Below are 15,684 nucleotides of genomic sequence, written 5' to 3' on the forward strand. Positions count from 1 at the left end.
GCGGACCCGGGCACGACGTTCCCCGTGGGCCGTTCCCGAACGGGGGACAGCGGGGAACACCGACAACGATCGAAGGAAAGCACTCATGCGACTCGTGGTGGGCCGGATCGGCCGCGCGCACGGTATCCGCGGCGACGTCGCCGTCGACGTGCGCACAGACGACCCCGACGCCCGGTTCACCGCCGGCGCCGTACTCCGGACGGACCCCGCCTCGGCCGGTCCGCTGACGATCGCCTCGACCCGGCGGCACAGCGGCAGGCTGCTCGTCCGCTTCGAGGGGATGGCGGACCGGGACGCCGCGGAGGCGCTGCGCGGCACCGCCCTGCTGGTGGACTCCGCCGACATCGCCCCCCTGGACGACCCCGACGAGTTCCACGACCACGAACTGGTCGGCCTGACCGCCGTCACCACCGGGGGCGAGACGGTGGGCACCGTCGACGACGTCCTGCACCACGCCCAGGACGTGCTCGTCATCACCGCCGAGGCCGGGCACGAGGTCCTGGTTCCGTTCGTCGCCGCCCTGGTCCCCGAGGTCGACGTGGCAGCCGGACGGATCGTGCTCGATCCGCCGCCCGGCCTGCTCGACCTGCAGAACACCGACTGAACGAGTACGCAGTGCGCATCGACATCATCAGTATCTTCCCCGACTACTTCGCTCCCCTGGAACTGTCGCTGATCGGAAAGGCGCGCGAGGCGGGCCTACTCGACGTGCACGTCCACGACCTGCGCGGATGGACCCACGACCGGCACAACACCGTTGACGACACCCCCTATGGCGGGGGTCCCGGCATGGTGATGAAGCCCGAGCCGTGGGGGGAGGCCCTCGACGAGGTCGTGGCGGACCGGCCCACCCGGCTGATCCTGCCGACCCCGAGCGGACGCCCCTTCACCCAGGCCGACGCCGAACGCCTGGCGGGGGAGGAGAACCTGGTGTTCGGGTGCGGGCGCTACGAGGGAATCGACTCCCGCGTCGCCGTCGAGGCGGCTCGGCGCATGCCGGTCGAGGAGGTCAGTATCGGCGACTACGTCCTCAACGGGGGCGAGTCGGCGACGCTGGTCATGGTGGAGGCGATCACCCGGCTGCTGCCCGGAGTGCTCGGGAACCGGGAGTCGCACGTCCAGGACTCCTTCGCCTCCGGTGGGATGGAACACCTGGTGGAGGGGCCGGTGTACACCAAACCGGGTACGTGGCGGGGCCAGGAGGTCCCGCCGGTGCTGCTCTCCGGTAACCACGGCGCCGTCGACCGCTGGCGCCGCGACCAGGCGCTGCGAAAGACCGCCCGCAACCGCCCCGACCTCATCGGGTCCATGCCCGCCGACAGCCTGGACGGACGGGACCGCGAGGTCCTCGCCGAGGAGCCGGTCCGAGGCGGCGGGGTCCGGACGGATCGGGCCGCTGGAGACCAGCCGGTTCAGGGCGGCGGGGAACATGTGGCAAACTAGGTGAGTTCCCCCCTGGTGACCCCAAGGCATCCGCATGCCGGCGGCACGACGTCGGCCTCTGTGTCGGTCACCGGGCGGTTCGACTGGTCAGACCCAAGTACAGGGCCTCGCCCGTGAACCCCCTCCCCGGAACAGCCTGGGAGCAGGACGCGGCGCGCTATTGATGAGGATTCGCGAGATGCACACCGCCATTCAGGAGCTGGAAAAGGCTCAGCTTCGCACCGACGTTCCGGAGTTCCGTCCGGGTGACACGCTCAACGTTCACGTCCGCGTGACCGAGGGCACCCGTACCCGTGTCCAGGTCTTCAAGGGCGTTGTCATCCGCCGCCAGGGCGCGGGCAACCGCGAGACCTTCACCATTCGCAAGGTGAGCTACGGCGTGGGCGTGGAGCGCACCTTCCCCATCCACACCCCGGCCGTCGAGAAGTACGAGGTCGCCGCCCGCGGTCGCGTGCGTCGCGCCAAGCTGTACTACCTGCGCGACCTGCGCGGCAAGGCCGCCCGCATCCGCGAGCGCCGCGAGCCCAAGAAGTAGGTCTTGCCTGATCGGTCCGGAACCACACCGCCCCGCCGGGCGGCAGGATAGGCTTTCGGCCGATGAGCAAAGACGAGAGGGACCTCGGCGCGGACGGGGTCCGGCACGAGGATTCCGCCCGGCCCGGCCCGGAGGAGCACAGCTCCGCCACTGGCTCCCAGACGCATGAGCGCCTGGGAGCCAGTGGTGTTTCCGGCGCCGCTGGCCAGGAGCCGGAGGAAAGGGCGGACGCTGGCATGGGCGAGTCCAAGAGCAGTGCGAAGCAGGGGTCGTTCTGGAAGGAACTGCCCATCCTGATCGTGATCGCCCTCGTGTTGGCGTTCGTGATCAGAACCTGGGTTATGCAGGCGTTCTACATCCCCTCGTCGTCGATGGAGAACACCCTCCTCGTCGGCGACCGGGTCCTGGTGAACAAGGTGGTCTACCAGATCCGTGACATCGAGCGCGGCGAGGTCATCGTCTTCAACGGTGACGGGTCGTGGGACGACCCGACCATCGTGCAGCCCCCCGAGCCGGCCAACCCGATCAGCCGCGGTTTCACCTGGGTGCAGCAGCAACTGGGCGCGGCCCCCACGGGCAAGGAGTACATCAAGCGGGTCATCGGTCTGCCGGGTGACACCGTGGAGTGCTGCGACGACCAGAACCGGGTCATGGTCAACGGGGAGCCCCTGGAGGAGGACGCCTACCTGCACCCGGGGAGCGTCGAAAGCCACACCGAGTTCGGCCCCGTCGAGGTGCCGGAGGGGTACCTGTGGCTGATGGGTGACCACCGCGCCATCTCCTACGACTCCCGGCTGAACCAGAACAACCCCGGCGGCGGGGCCGTGCCGATCGACCACGTCGTGGGGCGCGCCTTCGTCATCATCTGGCCGTTCGACCAGGCGGGGGCGTTGAGCGTCCCGCCGTCCTTCGATGAACTGAACGAGTCCGACCAATGACGCAATGTCACAGGTGACGGTGGTGCCCGTGGTGCGGGTGACTGATTCGTCGAAGGAAATTCGCTCGATGAGGTACAAAAGCCCGTTCCGTGACGCATCATGGATCTCGGATCGTATTGGCGTTCTCCGAACGCGTGGCACACGGCCGCGGCGGGAACAAGCCGGGTTGCGGCGGTGTCCACGTGAGGGGAACCGGCAGACCACGCCCGGAGAGTGCTGACGAAAGCGAGCGCGCACATGAGTTCTGAGGACCTGGAGAAGTACGAGGCCGAGATGGAGCTCCAGCTCTATCGCGAGTACCGCGACGTCGTCGGCCTGTTCGGCTACGTGGTGGAGACCGAGCGCCGTTTCTACCTCACCAACCACGTGGACCTGCAACCCCGGACGACCGAGAACGGGGAGATGTACTTCGAGGTCGTGATGGAGGACGCATGGGTCTGGGACATGTACCGTCCCGCCCGGTTCGTGCGCAACGTGCGCGTGGTGACGTTCAAGGACGTGAACGTCGAGGAGATCACCAAGTCCGACCTCGAACTGCCCCCGACCGACTAGGGGGTGTTTGCTGTGTTTGCTTTGGGCCTCCCTGTGTTTGCTTGGGTCCTCCGCTTCGCTTCGGACCGTGTTCGGGCGCCTCAGGGGAGCGTTCTTCATCCTCGTCTACGCCTGGCTCGTTCCTCGCTGGCGGCTTGACTCGTCTTGCAGAACACTCCCGCGCCCGAACGAAAGAACACCCCCTGGAGTGACCGCGAGCAGGCAGGGGCACCTCCTGGGGCGAAGGTAAGCGGGAAGAGGATCCCCCTGGGGTCGGGGTGCGCGGACAGGGGCACCCCCTGGGGCTGAGGTGAGCGGGAGGGTGCATCACCGTGTCTCAGGTGGGAGAACAGGCATTCCTCCTGGGATCGGGGTGAGCAGATAGGGGCACCCCCGTGGCTCAGGCGGGCGGGGGGTTCTCCCATGGCCGAGGTGAGTAGGGAGTACCCCCCTGTGGTTGAGGGCGGAGGGCGGGCACACCCCCGGGCGTGACGGTGAGCGGGGATGCGGCTCCTGCTGTGGCTCAGGTGCACGGGTGGGAAGTTCTCCTACGGCTGGGGTGGCGAGCAGGTGTTCCAGGGCGGCCCCGGGAGTGGGTTTTCCACAGGAAAAAACTGACCCCTGGTGCGCCGGACGCCGATCACCGACCGTGGTAACGGGAGGTGGTCGCCGGTGGATCGGTGGGCCGGATACCGAAGGAAGCTGGGGTGCCGCGGCGAGGAGCTCGCCGCGGCCTATCTGGAACGCGCGGGGATGCGGGTGGTGGCCCGCAACTGGTGCGCCCCCGGAGGCGCCGGGGAGATCGACATCGTGGCCCGGGACGGCCCCGTCCTGGTCGTGGCCGAGGTCAAGACCAGGACCTCGCTGAGGCACGGGCACCCGGTGGAGGCCATCACCGCGCGCAAACGGCACCGCCTGCGCGGGCTGGGCCGGACCTGGGCCGCGCAGCACCGCTGCGCCCCGGGCCCGCTGCGCATCGACGGGCTCTGTGTGCTGGTCACCGGCGGCCGCGTGTTCGTCTCCCACGAACGGGGGATGGCCTGATGTCGCTCTCCCGGACCCACTGCGTGACCCTGCTGGGCGTACAGGGACACGTCATCGAGGTGGAGGTGCACCTGGGCGGCGGTGACCCCGGGGTCACCCTGGTGGGCCTGCCCGACGCCGCCCTGCGCGAGGCCAGGGACCGGATCCGTGCCGCCGTGGCCAACAGCTCCGAGAGCTGGCCCAGCGGCCAGATCACCGTCAGCCTCTCCCCGGCCAGCCTGCCCAAGTCCGGAAGCCTCTTCGACCTGGCCATCGCGGGCGCGGTCCTGGCCGCCGCGGGCGAGGTCCCCGCCGAGCGGCTGGCCGACACTGTGCTCATCGCCGAACTAGGTCTGGACGGTCGGGCCCGTCCCGTACACGGGGTGCTGCCAGCCATGGCCTCAGCCGCGGAGCAGGGGTTCAAACGGTTCGTGGTGGCTGCGGGCAACGCGGCGGAGGCCCGGCTGGTCCCCGACGTCGAGGTGACGGCGGTGACCGACCTCGCAGAGCTGTGCGACTGGCTGCGCGAGGGCCGAGAACCGGACCACCCGGGGGAGGGGCCGGTTCCGGAGCGGACCGACCTCCGAGATCGGGGGGTCGACCTCGCCGACGTGCTGGGGCAGCCGGTGGCCCGGCGCGCGGTGGAGGTCGCGGCGGCGGGCGGGCACAACCTGATGATGCTCGGCCCGCCGGGCACCGGTAAGAGTCTGCTGGCCGAACGCCTGCCCACGGTGCTGCCCAGGCTTACCCCGAGCGAGGCTCTGGAGGCCACCGCGATCCACTCGGTGGCCGGGCTGCTCCCTCCCGGGTCCCCGCTGGTCACCGTTCCGCCCTTCGCCGCACCTCACCACACCTCCAGTCGCGCCTCGATCATCGGGGGCGGCCACGGAAACCCGCAGCCGGGGTGGGTGTCCAAGGCCCACCAGGGGGTCCTCTTCGTGGACGAGGCTCCGCAGTTCGGCCGGGGAGTACTGGACTCGCTGCGCGAACCGCTGGAACGCGGCGAGGTGGTGATCGCCAGGGCGTCCTCCACGGTGACCTTTCCCGCCCGCTTCCAACTGGTGATGGCGGCCAACCCGTGCCCCTGCGCCAAACCGGGGAACCTCTGCACCTGCCCGGCCGGTGAACGTCGCCGGTACCTCTCCCGGCTGTCCGGTCCGCTGCTGGACCGGATCGACCTCAAGGTGGAGCTCCAACCGGTGGCCCGGGCCGAGCTGCTCGCAGACCGGGCCTTCGCCGAGTCCTCCGAGACGGTGGCCGCCCGGGTGGCGCAGGCCCGCTGCCGCGCCCGGGAACGGCTCGAACACACCCCGTGGAACACCAACGCGGCCATCCCCGGCGCGCGGCTGCGTCGGGACTTTCCGGTGGAGCCGACGGCCCTGCGGGTCCTGGGCCGGGCCATGGACCGGGGACAGATCAGTGCCCGGGGCGTGGACCGGGCACTGCGGGTGGCCTGGACCCTGGCGGACCTCGCCGGACGGGACAGACCGGGAGAGGAGGAGACCGCCTACGCCTACGCCCTGTGGTCCGGGCGTGCCTGGTGAGGGTGTGTGACCGGCGGCCAGGGGTGCCGCCCGCCGTTAGCGGGTTCGGGAAGGGTGAGGGGGACGCGTGGGGGACGAGGACGAGGTGCGGGCCCGGGTCTGCCTGACTGCGGTGGCGCCGCCGAGCGACCCCTGGTTGGGGGCCATGGTGGCCGAACACGGTGCGGCCCCGGTGTGGTCGGCCCTGGCCTCGGGGGCGCCGCCACCGGGGCCGGCGGATTCGCCGCCGGTGGAAGCGTGGGGGAACGCTGCCCGGAGGTGGCGGGGCTGGGCACAGCGGTCCGGAAAGGTGGATCCGGACCGGCTTCTCGACGCCTCCGCGGAGGCCGGGGTGCGATTCGTGGCCCCCGGGGATCCGGAGTGGCCGGGGCGGCTCGACGAGCCCCGGGGAAGTCGGCTCTGTTACGGGCTCTGGGTCCGGGGCCTGGGCGACCTGCGGAACCTGTGCCTGAGGGCGGTCTCGGTGGTGGGGTCACGCACCGCCACCTCCTACGGTGCGCACGTGGCAGCGGAGCTCTCCTACGGGCTGGCCGAACGCTCCTACACGGTGGTCTCCGGCGGGGCCTACGGGATCGACGGAGCGGCGCACCGGGCCGCGCACGCGGCGGGGCGCACCGTGGTGGTCCTGGCCTGCGGCCTGGACATGGACTACCCGCGCGGGCACGCGGGGCTGTTCGCGGACGTGGCCCGGACCGGGGCGCTGGTCAGCGAACGCCCGGTTGGCCGTACCCCGCGTGCCCCGGACTTCCTGGTCCGCAACCGGGTCATCGCGGCACTCACCCCGGGCACCGTGGTGGTGGAGGCCGGTCGGCGCAGCGGCGCGCTCAACACGGCCTCGCACGCCAACGACCTGCACCGGGTCCTGATGGCGGTCCCGGGCCCCGTGACCTCCGCGACCTCGGTGGGCTGCCACCGGCTCCTCCGCGAGGGCAGGGCCACCTGCGTCACCGGTGTCGACGACGTGGTGGAACAGGTCACTCCCCTGGATGGGGCCCTGGTGGATGAGGGGAGGCCGCGGATCGACGCCGACCTGGCCCCGGAGACCGCCCGGGTCCTGGGGGCGCTCACCCCGGAGGGGGCGGGAACGGCCACGGTGGCCCTGAACAGCGGCGGGGACCTGGAGGGCACGATCCGCTCCCTGGGAATGCTGGCCGCCGCGGGCCTGGCGGAACGCTGCCCGGCCGGGTGGCGTCTGCCCGGGCGCGGCGGCCGGAGGGGGCACCGGTGAACCGGACGGGGCCAGCGGGGAGCGCAGGAACGGGATGACGGGCGGATACCGGGGCCGCCTCGCGGGTACGGTTCCGCTATGGCCAAACCGTACAGTGACGCCCTGCTGGCCGACGGCCCGCTCCTGTTCGTCTCCGGACAGACCCCGACGGCCCCCGACGGTGGTGTCGTGGGGGACGCGGGCGGGCAGACCCGGCAGATCTTCCGGAACATGGAAGCCATCCTGGCCCGGCACGGGGCCGACCTCGGTCACGTGGTGAAACTGACCTACTACCTCCGACACATCGCCGACCTGGACGAGTTCCGCGCCGCGCTGCTGGACTCCCTGCCCGAGGGACACCTCCCGGCGGCGAGCCTGGTCGAGGTGAGCGGACTGGTCGACCCCCGTTTCCTGGTGGAGATCGACGCCGTCGCCTGCCTGCCCAGGGAGAGGGCGTGACAGCCCCCGAACCCGCCTCCGGGGTTCTGGAGCGCTTCGCCGCGTACCTTTCCGGCGAGCTGGGCAGGTCGCCGCACACCGTGCGCGGGTACCTGGCCGACCTCCGATCCCTTCTCATCCATCTCGACGAGCACGGACACACCCCGGCCGACCTGGACGTGCCGCTGGTCCGGGCCTGGCTCTCCACCGCCCGTGCCCGGGGGGCCAGCCGCTCCACGGTCGCCCGCCGGGTCGCGGCGGTGCGGGCCCTCACCCGCTACCTGCACCGCGAAGGGGTTCTGGCGACGGACCCCGGGCCCCGCCTGGCCACCCCCGCCCAGCAGCGCTCCCTGCCCGCGGTTCTGCAGGAGGAACAGGTCGGGGCCGCCCTGTCGGCCGCAGCCCCCGAGTCGCCGGTGGAGCTGCGCCGGCACGCGGTCGTGGAGCTGCTCTACGCCACCGGTGTCCGGGTCGCCGAACTGTGCGCCCTGGACCTGGCCGACCTCGACCGCTCCCGGGACACCGTCCGGGTGCTGGGCAAGGGGGACCGGGAACGCACCGTCCCGGTGGGCGCCCCGGCCCTGGAAGCCCTGGACGCCTGGATCACCGGGGGCCGTCCCGAACTCACCGTCCCCGCCACCGGGGCCAACAACGGAAGCGCGCTCTTCCTGGGGGCGCGCGGCCGTCGCCTCGGTGTCCGCCAGGCCCGTGAGGACGTGCACGCCCACCTGCGCGCGGCCGGGCTGGACAGCGCCCCGCACGGCCTGCGGCACAGCGCCGCCACCCACCTGCTGAACGGCGGGGCGGACCTGCGCAGCGTCCAGGAGTTCCTGGGCCACTCCAGCCCGCGCAGTACCCAGATCTACACACACGTCTCCGTGGACCGCCTGCGCTCCGCCTACCAGCAGGCCCATCCCAGAGCCTGAGCTGTCCTCCGCACCGGCAGTCAAGGCCGAAAGCGGTCGGGGGCGACAGTGGTGCCCAGGCCCGAACCCGAACGGCCGACCGGTCATCTGACCGATTGGTCGACGAAGAATCCGTGACGCGACCGGCGGTTCCGACACCCCCACGAATGCTGAGGCCACGTATGCCAGCACCCGGAGACCGAGCCCCCACAGGTCCTCGCGTGGGCCCGTGGTTCCGACCCGTGGCGCTGGCGGGCGCGGTGACCGCGGTCCTCGGGCTGGTCGGTGTGTTCCTGCTGCTCGTGGCGCCGTCCAGTCACCACCTGGACTCACACGAACCCAGTCCCTGCCATCCCGTGGTTTCGTGGCTGTTCCAACCGGACGATCCGCGCTTCGAGAACGAACGGGCCAACTCCCGGACGAGGGAACAGTGTGCTCACGTACGCCAGGGACGGACCACGGCGGGGCTGTTCCTGGCCGTGCCGACGGCCGCCGCAGGGGCGTTCGGCGTGTACGGGCTGCTGCGGCGACGCTGACGGCTTTCGGGACGATTCCCCCACGGCAGCAGGCGGATCTCGCCCCGGCCCAGGAGGGACAGCGGGTCGAGGTAGCCGTCACCGTGCAGGAGGCCCCAGTGCAGGCAGGGTCGTGCGGGGCAGTGCGGGGGTTCGGCGGCCAGGGTGCCGAGGGGCTGGTCGGTGACCGGGTCGCCGCGGGCGACGGCGGCGTCCACCGGGAGGTAGGTGGTGCGCAGTCCGCCGTGCGAGACGCTCACCACGCCCACCCCGGCCACCCGGCCCGCGAAGTGGACCCGGCCGGGGCCCGCCGCGTGCACCGGCTGCCCGGGTTCGGCGGCCAGATCCACCCCCAGGTGCCCGGGTAGCCAGCGCTGCTCCGGGGGGTCGAAGCGGCGCAGGACCTGCACCGGAGGATCCACCGGCCAGCGCCACGGAGCCTCGGGCGAGGTCGCGGCCAGCGCGGTTCGGTACGGGAGAAGGGGGAAGAGCAGGAGCGAGAGCGAGAGCAGGAGGTGCCAGATGCGGCGGTGTCTCATGTATCCAGGGTGTGCTGAGCGGACGTCCTTCGCCAGACCCGCCCCGAGCCTGTGGAAAACCTTCGCCGCGGCCTCTGCCCGCCGCCCTCCGACACCCCCTCGGCGCACCCCCGCGCATCCGGTGACCTACCTGGACACGAGGCCGTTCCACGGTGCGCCCGAGGGAGGATAGAATCATCCGTGGCCCGTTGGGCCAAACCACAATACGCACGCCCACCCGCCTCCCCCGGGAGGGGTCGCACCTACGGTCCACACCGCTTCGGCGGCGTGGCGGTACGGCCGGGGCGTCAGGATCAACCGACGGCGGAGAAAGCTTCCGCCACCGCAAGGAGGACCAGGTCATGGCCACAGTCGTGACGATTCGCCAGCTCCTGGAGAGCGGCGTCCACTTCGGGCACCAGACTCGTCGCTGGAACCCCAAGATGAAGCGCTTCATCTTCACCGAGCGCAACGGCATCTACATCATCGACCTCCAGAAGTCGCTGGCGTACATCGACCGCGCCTACGAGTTCGTCAAGCAGACGGTCGCCCACGGTGGCACCATCCTGTTCGTCGGCACGAAGAAGCAGGCGCAGGAGGCCATTGACGAGCAGGCCCGCCGTGTCGGCATGCCTTTCGTCAACCAGCGCTGGCTGGGCGGTATGCTCACCAACTTCTCCACCGTGCACAAGCGGCTCCAGCGCCTCAAGGAGCTGGAGGAGATCGACTTCGACGACGTCGCCGGCTCCACGCTCACCAAGAAGGAACTGCTGAACCTTCGCCGTGAGAAGGACAAGCTCGACCGCACCCTCGGCGGTATCCGCGACATGGCCCGCGTGCCCAGCGCCGTGTGGATCGTGGACACCAAGAAGGAGCACATCGCGATCAGCGAGGCTCGCAAGCTGAACATCCCGGTCGTCGCGATCCTCGACACCAACTGTGACCCGGACGAGGTCGACTACCCGATCCCGGGTAACGACGACGCCATCCGCAGCGTCAGCCTGCTCACCCGCGTCGTCGCCGACGCCGTCGCCGACGGTCTGCTGGTCCGCTCCGGTGCCTCCGGCGCGACCGAGGAGAAGGCCGCCGAGGAGCCCCTGGCCGAGTGGGAGCGCGAGCTCCTCGAAGGCAAGAGCGAGACGGCTGCCGCCGAGGCCGCCGCCGAGCAGGCTCCGGACGAGACCCCCACCAAGGCCCCGGCCGACGAGGTCGCTGCCGAGGCTCCGGCCGAGGCCGTCGCCGAGGAGTCCCCGGTGGACGCTCCCGAGCAGGCTCCCGCCGAGGACTCGGCCCCCGCCGAGGACAAGGCCGCCGAGTAGTCAGCGGCCCCCTCCGGGCGCACCGTCGCCTGCGTGCCGCCTCGCCCCCTGTGGGCGGGGCGGCCCGCGCGGTGCTCACCCGGGTCGCTCCACTTCCAGATCAGACTTCACTCCAAGGGAACCGAGAAGAGTCATGGCGAACTTCACCGCCGCGGACGTCAAGAAGCTGCGCGACGCGACCGGCGCCGGCATGATGGACTGCAAGAAGGCCCTGACCGAGGCCGACGGCGACTACGACAAGGCCGTCGAGGCCCTGCGCATCAAGGGCGCCAAGTCCGTCGACAAGCGCGCGGACCGCACCGCCGCCCAGGGCACCGTGGTCCTGCGCGAGCAGGGCGAGGGCAAGGCCACCCTGGTCGAGCTCAACTGCGAGACCGACTTCGTCGCCAAGAACGAGCAGTTCATCGAGCTGGCCAACCAGGTCGCCGACTTCGTCGCCGAGCAGGACAGCGATGACCTCGCCACCGTCGCCGCCGCCGAGATCGAGCCGGGCAAGAGCCTCCAGGCCTACATCGAGGGCAAGAGCGCGATCATCGGCGAGAAGCTCGAGTTCCGCCGCATCGCCAAGTTCGACGGCGCCTACGTCGCGAGCTACCTGCACAAGTCCGACCCGGACCTGCCCCCCACCATGGGTGTTCTGGTCGAGCTGGACAAGAAGGACGAAGAGGTCGGCAAGGACCTCGCCCAGCAGATCGCCGCGCTGGCCCCCCAGTACGTCAGCAAGGACGAGGTCCCCGCCGACGTGGTGGCCAACGAGCGCCGCATCGCCGAGGAGACCACCCGCGAGGAGGGCAAGCCCGAGCAGGCGATCCCGAAGATCGTGGAGGGCCGCCTCAACGGTTACTTCAAGGACGTGACGCTGCTCGGCCAGCCGTTCGTCAAGGAGAACAAGAAGACGGTCCAGAAGGTCGTCGACGAGGCCGGCGTCACCGTCAAGCGCTTCGTCCGCTTCAAGGTCGGCCAGGCCTAGGGCTTTGGGATGATGGAGGTGCCGGGGAGACTTCTCTCCCCGGCACCTTCGGTGGATATGGGCGGATTCGGGGCGTTGTCGTGCGCTCTGCCCGCAGCAGGAACACTCGGGGGACCCTGTGCCACTCGGGGACAATAAGGGAGGCCGCAGGCCGTGTCGGAGAACGAAGCGATGACCACCGCACCAGCCATGCACAATTCCGGTTGGAAGCGTGTCATGCTCAAGCTCTCGGGGGAGGCGTTCGCGGGCGGTGGCGGTCTCGGGATAGAGCCCGAGGTCGTCCAGTACGTTGCTGAGTCCATCGCCGAAGCGGTCTCCGAGGGGATCCAGGTCGCCGTTGTCGTCGGCGGCGGCAACATGTTCCGCGGCGCGCAGCTCACCGAGGGCGGGATCGAGCGCGGCCGCGCCGACTACATGGGGATGCTCGGCACCGTCATCAACTGCCTCGCCCTCCAGGACTTCCTGGAGCGCCTGGGTGTGGACACGCGCGTGCAGACCGCGATCCACATGAGCCAGGTCGCCGAGGCCTACATCCCGCGTCGCGCCATTCGCCACCTGGAGAAGGGCCGCGTGGTCATCTTCGGCGCCGGCCTGGGCGCGCCGTTCTTCTCCACCGACACCACCGCCGCCCAGCGGGCGCTGGAGATCGGTGCCCAGGCGGTCCTCAAGGGCACCCAGGTGGACGGGGTCTACGACGCCGACCCCCAGCGCAACCCGGACGCGGTCAGGTTCGACAAGCTCAACTACAACGAGGTCCTCACCCGCGGCCTGAAGGTCATGGACGCCACGGCCGTCAGCCTGTGCATGGACAACGGTCTGCCCATCGTCGTTTTCGACCTCATGAGCCAGGGCAACATCCTGCGCGCCGTCCGCGGTGAGAAGATCGGCACCATCGTCGGTCCGGCCTCCGTCTAGACGGCGTCGGGCCACGCACCAAGCCACGAACACCCAGCCGAGAATCCGGGAGCGCCCCAATGATCGATGAAACCCTCCTTGAGGCCGAAGAGAAGATGGAAAAGGCCGTGACCGTGGCGAAGGAGGACTTCGCGACGATCCGGACCGGCCGTCCCACCCCCGCCACCTTCAACAAGATCACCGTCGACTACTACGGTGCCCGCACCCCGATCAACCAGTTGGCCTCCTTCTCGGTGCCCGAGCCGCGGATGGTCGTCATCTCCCCGTTCGACGTCAGTGCTCGCACCTCGATCATCAACGCGATCCGCAACAGCGACCTCGGGGTCAACCCCTCCGACGACGGCCAGGTCATCCGGGTGGTGTTCCCGGACCTGTCGGAGGAGCGCCGCAAGGAGTACGTGAAGGTCGCGCGCACCAAGGCCGAGGACAGCAAGGTCTCGATCCGCAACGTGCGCCGCCGCGCCAAGGACAGCTTCGAGAAGGCGGTCAAGGCCGGCGACATCGGTGAGGACGAGGCGCACCGCGCCCAGGCCGAACTGGACGAGCTCTCGCAGAAGTACGTGGCCTCGGTCGACGAGCTGCTGAAGCACAAGGAATCTGAACTTCTCGAGGTTTAGCCGGTGACCACACCTTCCAACGGCTCCGGAGGCGATGACCAATCGCCGGAGCACAGACCCGACGACACCTCCCCGTCCGAGGCGGAGTCCTCCGTGACGGACACGGCCGCCGGGCAGCGCTTCGTGCTGCACAAGCCGGGGGGCGATCCGGTCAAGACCGGCCGTAACCTCCCGGTGGCCATCGCCAGCGGGTGCGTCCTGGGCGCGCTCGTCTTCTTCTCGGTCTTCCCCAGGCCGGAGCTGTTCACGGTCATCACCTCCCTGGCCGCGCTGATCGGGCTGCGCGAACTCAACCGGGCCTTCGGCGGCAAGGGCGTGGCCCTGGCCCTGGCCCCGTTGGCCGTGGGCGGGGTCGCGATGCAGGCCGGAGCCTATTTCGGCGGGCCGGAGTGGCTGGTGGGCATCACCGCCCTCACCGCGATCGTCTGCCTGGTCTGGCGGTTGCGCGGAGGCGCGGAGGGGTTCGTCGCCGACGCGTCGGCCAACCTGTTCGTCCTGGTGTACCTGCCGTTCCTGCTGGCCACCTGGCTGCTGCTCATCGCGGACCCGGAGGACGGCCAGTACCGGCTCCTCGTGTTCATCGTGGTGACGATCTCCAGCGACATCGGCGGCTACTTCGCCGGGATCATGCTGGGGCGGCACAAGATGGCCCCGGTGATCAGCCCGAACAAGACCTGGGAGGGCTTCGGCGGCTCCGTGGTGGGCTGTGCGGTGGCGGGCGCGCTGTGCGTGACCCTGCTCCTGGACGGCCCCTGGTGGGTCGGCGTGGTCCTGGGCCTGGCCGTCGTGCTGGCCGCCACGGTCGGGGACCTCATCGAGTCGCTCTTCAAGCGCGACCTCGGGGTCAAGGACATGGGCCGGTTCATGCCGGGCCACGGCGGCCTGATGGACCGAATGGACTCGCTGCTCATCGCGGGTCCCGTGGTCTGGGTCGTGTTGAGCCTCCTCCTCCCTTAGGGGAGGGACGGGCCCCGGCCTCGTGGCGCCCGGCAACCGGCCGGACGCCACGAGACCGGGGCCCTCGCCGTGTCCGAGGGGCGGGCTGCCGTGTGCGCGCGGACGGGTGGATACGCTCGACGGGTGGAAGAACCGCTGATCGAACGAATGCGCGCCTACGGTGAGACGATCTTCGCCGAGATGACGCGCCTGGCCGTCGAGACCGATTCCGTCAACCTCGGGCAGGGTTTCCCCGACACCGACGGGCCGCGATCCCTGCTGGAGGGCGCGACCCGCAACATCACGGCGGGAGTGAACCAGTACCCGCCCGGCCCGGGCCGCCCCGAGCTGCGCCGGGCGGTGAGCCGGTACCGCTCCCGCCACCAGGGGCTGGACTTCGACCCGGACTCCGAGGTGTACGTGACCGTCGGCGCGACCGCCGGGATCGCGGCCTCGCTGCTGGCCCTGGTGGAGCGCGGGGACGAGGTGGTCGTCTTCGAGCCGATGTACGACTCCTACGCCGCGATGATCTCCCTCGCGGGCGGGGTGCGCCGTCCGGTGGCCCTGCGCCGAGACCCGGCGAGCGGGCGCCTCACCTTCGACCCCGCCGAACTGCGCGCCGCGGTGACCCCGCGCACCAGGCTGATCATGGTCAACACCCCGCACAACCCCACCGGCACGGTGTTCACCGCCGCCGAGCTGGAGGAGATCGCCCGGGTGTGCCGTGACCACGACCTGCTCGCGGTCACCGACGAGGTGTACGAGTTCCTCACCTTCGACGAGCGCCGGCACGTGTCGCTGGCCACGCTTCCGGGGATGCGGGAGCGGACCCTGTCTGTTTCGTCCGCGGGCAAGACGTTCGCGGTGACCGCGTGGAAGACCGGCTGGGTCACCGGCCCCGAACCTCTGGTCCGTGCGGTGCGCACGGTCAACCAGTTCCTCACCTTCTCCGCCAACGGTGCCCTCCAGCTGGCGGTCGCCGACGCGTTGGACTCCGAGTGGGAGTGGATCCAGCAGCAGCGCCGTTCGCTCCAGGACAAGCGGGACCGGCTCGCGGCGGGGCTGGCCGAAGCCGGTTTCGACGTGAACGTGTGCGAGGGCACCTACTTCCTGATGGCCGACATCCGGCCGCTGGGCTACCTGGACGGCGAGGACGTCGCCCGGGCGCTGCCCCGTGAGGCCGGTGTGGCGGCGGTGCCCGCCAAGGTGTTCTACGACCACCAGGAGGAGGGGCGGCACCTGCTGCGCTTCGCCTTCTGTAAGAAGGACGAGGTCCTCGACGAGGCGGTTCGCCGCCTGACCGCCTGGCACGGGAACGGGGCGTAGCCCA

General features: G+C 70.6%; 17 protein-coding genes. 16 read left to right on the forward strand and 1 reads right to left on the reverse strand.

Features of this window, described 5'->3' with window-relative positions:
* The first annotated feature begins 85 nt into the window (after positions 1–85).
* The 10 genes from rimM (at position 86) to IE195_RS21275 (ending at position 8,585) form a co-directional block, all read left to right on the forward strand.
* On the forward strand, positions 86–604 hold the full coding sequence (rimM, locus tag IE195_RS21230; RefSeq protein ID WP_191274316.1) for a ribosome maturation factor RimM: 519 nt from the start codon (positions 86–88) through the stop codon (positions 602–604).
* A gap of 11 nt (positions 605–615) precedes the next feature.
* Positions 616–1,443, forward strand: a complete 828-nt coding sequence (gene trmD / locus IE195_RS21235) for a tRNA (guanosine(37)-N1)-methyltransferase TrmD (protein ID WP_229826362.1) — start codon at positions 616–618, stop codon at positions 1,441–1,443.
* A 178-nt stretch (positions 1,444–1,621) separates the two neighbouring features.
* A complete protein-coding gene (gene rplS, locus IE195_RS21240) occupies positions 1,622–1,978 on the forward strand; it encodes a 50S ribosomal protein L19 (RefSeq protein ID WP_191274319.1) in 357 nt (118 codons plus the stop codon).
* Positions 1,979–2,040: 62 nt separating this feature from the next.
* Positions 2,041–2,916 carry a signal peptidase I gene (gene lepB / locus IE195_RS21245; protein WP_191274321.1) on the forward strand — a complete coding sequence of 292 codons (876 nt, stop codon included), beginning with the start codon at positions 2,041–2,043 and terminating at the stop codon, positions 2,914–2,916.
* A gap of 237 nt (positions 2,917–3,153) precedes the next feature.
* Positions 3,154–3,468 (forward strand): DUF2469 domain-containing protein, encoded by a 315-nt coding sequence (locus tag IE195_RS21250; protein WP_191274323.1) that lies wholly within the window; start codon positions 3,154–3,156, stop codon positions 3,466–3,468.
* Between the two features lie 651 nt (positions 3,469–4,119).
* Complete coding sequence (locus tag IE195_RS21255) at positions 4,120–4,491, forward strand: YraN family protein (RefSeq protein WP_191274325.1); 372 nt, start codon at positions 4,120–4,122, stop codon at positions 4,489–4,491.
* Positions 4,491–6,014 (forward strand): YifB family Mg chelatase-like AAA ATPase, encoded by a 1,524-nt coding sequence (locus IE195_RS21260; protein ID WP_191274327.1) that lies wholly within the window; start codon positions 4,491–4,493, stop codon positions 6,012–6,014. The genes IE195_RS21255 and IE195_RS21260 overlap by 1 nt, the downstream gene beginning before the upstream one ends.
* A 67-nt stretch (positions 6,015–6,081) precedes the next feature.
* Positions 6,082–7,242: a DNA-processing protein DprA gene (dprA, locus tag IE195_RS21265; RefSeq protein WP_229826364.1), complete on the forward strand. Its 1,161-nt coding sequence runs from the start codon at positions 6,082–6,084 to the stop codon at positions 7,240–7,242.
* Between the two features lie 78 nt (positions 7,243–7,320).
* The gene (locus tag IE195_RS21270; protein WP_191274329.1) at positions 7,321–7,680 is read left to right on the forward strand and encodes a RidA family protein; all 360 of its coding nucleotides are present in this window, start codon (positions 7,321–7,323) and stop codon (positions 7,678–7,680) included.
* A complete protein-coding gene (locus IE195_RS21275; RefSeq protein ID WP_191274331.1) occupies positions 7,677–8,585 on the forward strand; it encodes a tyrosine recombinase XerC in 909 nt (302 codons plus the stop codon). Before IE195_RS21270 ends, IE195_RS21275 begins: the two co-directional genes overlap by 4 nt.
* A gap of 415 nt (positions 8,586–9,000) precedes the next feature.
* On the opposite strand, the gene IE195_RS21280 is transcribed toward IE195_RS21275, so the two are convergent.
* Positions 9,001–9,618 (reverse strand): M23 family metallopeptidase, encoded by a 618-nt coding sequence (locus tag IE195_RS21280; RefSeq protein ID WP_191274334.1) that lies wholly within the window; start codon positions 9,616–9,618, stop codon positions 9,001–9,003.
* A gap of 341 nt (positions 9,619–9,959) precedes the next feature.
* Here IE195_RS21280 and rpsB point away from each other — a divergent pair, with 341 nt between their 5' ends.
* The 6 genes from rpsB to IE195_RS21310 all read left to right on the forward strand — a co-directional run bounded on the left by rpsB (position 9,960) and on the right by IE195_RS21310 (position 15,680).
* Positions 9,960–10,916, forward strand: a complete 957-nt coding sequence (rpsB, locus tag IE195_RS21285; protein ID WP_191274336.1) for a 30S ribosomal protein S2 — start codon at positions 9,960–9,962, stop codon at positions 10,914–10,916.
* A gap of 133 nt (positions 10,917–11,049) precedes the next feature.
* On the forward strand, positions 11,050–11,886 hold the full coding sequence (tsf, locus tag IE195_RS21290; protein ID WP_191274338.1) for a translation elongation factor Ts: 837 nt from the start codon (positions 11,050–11,052) through the stop codon (positions 11,884–11,886).
* Between the two features lie 171 nt (positions 11,887–12,057).
* Positions 12,058–12,801, forward strand: coding sequence for a UMP kinase (gene pyrH / locus IE195_RS21295; RefSeq protein WP_191274687.1), 744 nt, complete (start codon positions 12,058–12,060; stop codon positions 12,799–12,801).
* 59 nt (positions 12,802–12,860) lie between these two features.
* A complete protein-coding gene (frr, locus tag IE195_RS21300; RefSeq protein WP_191274340.1) occupies positions 12,861–13,418 on the forward strand; it encodes a ribosome recycling factor in 558 nt (185 codons plus the stop codon).
* Positions 13,419–13,421: 3 nt separating this feature from the next.
* Positions 13,422–14,375 (forward strand): phosphatidate cytidylyltransferase, encoded by a 954-nt coding sequence (locus IE195_RS21305; RefSeq protein ID WP_191274342.1) that lies wholly within the window; start codon positions 13,422–13,424, stop codon positions 14,373–14,375.
* 123 nt (positions 14,376–14,498) lie between these two features.
* Entirely contained in the window at positions 14,499–15,680 is a 1,182-nt protein-coding gene (locus IE195_RS21310; protein WP_191274344.1) for a pyridoxal phosphate-dependent aminotransferase, read from the forward strand.
* Positions 15,681–15,684 lie beyond the last annotated feature (4 nt).

This window comes from Nocardiopsis terrae (assembly GCF_014651695.1).
GTDB classification, from domain to species: Bacteria; Actinomycetota; Actinomycetes; order Streptosporangiales; family Streptosporangiaceae; genus Nocardiopsis; species Nocardiopsis terrae.

Bases quoted from the DNA above. Each gene is read 5' to 3' on its own strand.
- rimM (WP_191274316.1), top strand. From the start codon at position 86: ATGCGACTCGTGGTGGGCCGGATCGGCCGCGCGCACGGTATCCGCGGC.
- rplS (WP_191274319.1), top strand. From the start codon at position 1,622: ATGCACACCGCCATTCAGGAGCTGGAAAAGGCTCAGCTTCGCACCGAC.
- lepB (WP_191274321.1), top strand. From the start codon at position 2,041: ATGAGCAAAGACGAGAGGGACCTCGGCGCGGACGGGGTCCGGCACGAG.
- IE195_RS21250 (WP_191274323.1), top strand. From the start codon at position 3,154: ATGAGTTCTGAGGACCTGGAGAAGTACGAGGCCGAGATGGAGCTCCAG.
- IE195_RS21260 (WP_191274327.1), top strand. From the start codon at position 4,491: ATGTCGCTCTCCCGGACCCACTGCGTGACCCTGCTGGGCGTACAGGGA.
- IE195_RS21270 (WP_191274329.1), top strand. From the start codon at position 7,321: ATGGCCAAACCGTACAGTGACGCCCTGCTGGCCGACGGCCCGCTCCTG.
- IE195_RS21280 (WP_191274334.1), bottom strand. From the start codon at position 9,618: ATGAGACACCGCCGCATCTGGCACCTCCTGCTCTCGCTCTCGCTCCTG.
- rpsB (WP_191274336.1), top strand. From the start codon at position 9,960: ATGGCCACAGTCGTGACGATTCGCCAGCTCCTGGAGAGCGGCGTCCAC.
- tsf (WP_191274338.1), top strand. From the start codon at position 11,050: ATGGCGAACTTCACCGCCGCGGACGTCAAGAAGCTGCGCGACGCGACC.
- pyrH (WP_191274687.1), top strand. From the start codon at position 12,058: ATGACCACCGCACCAGCCATGCACAATTCCGGTTGGAAGCGTGTCATG.
- frr (WP_191274340.1), top strand. From the start codon at position 12,861: ATGATCGATGAAACCCTCCTTGAGGCCGAAGAGAAGATGGAAAAGGCC.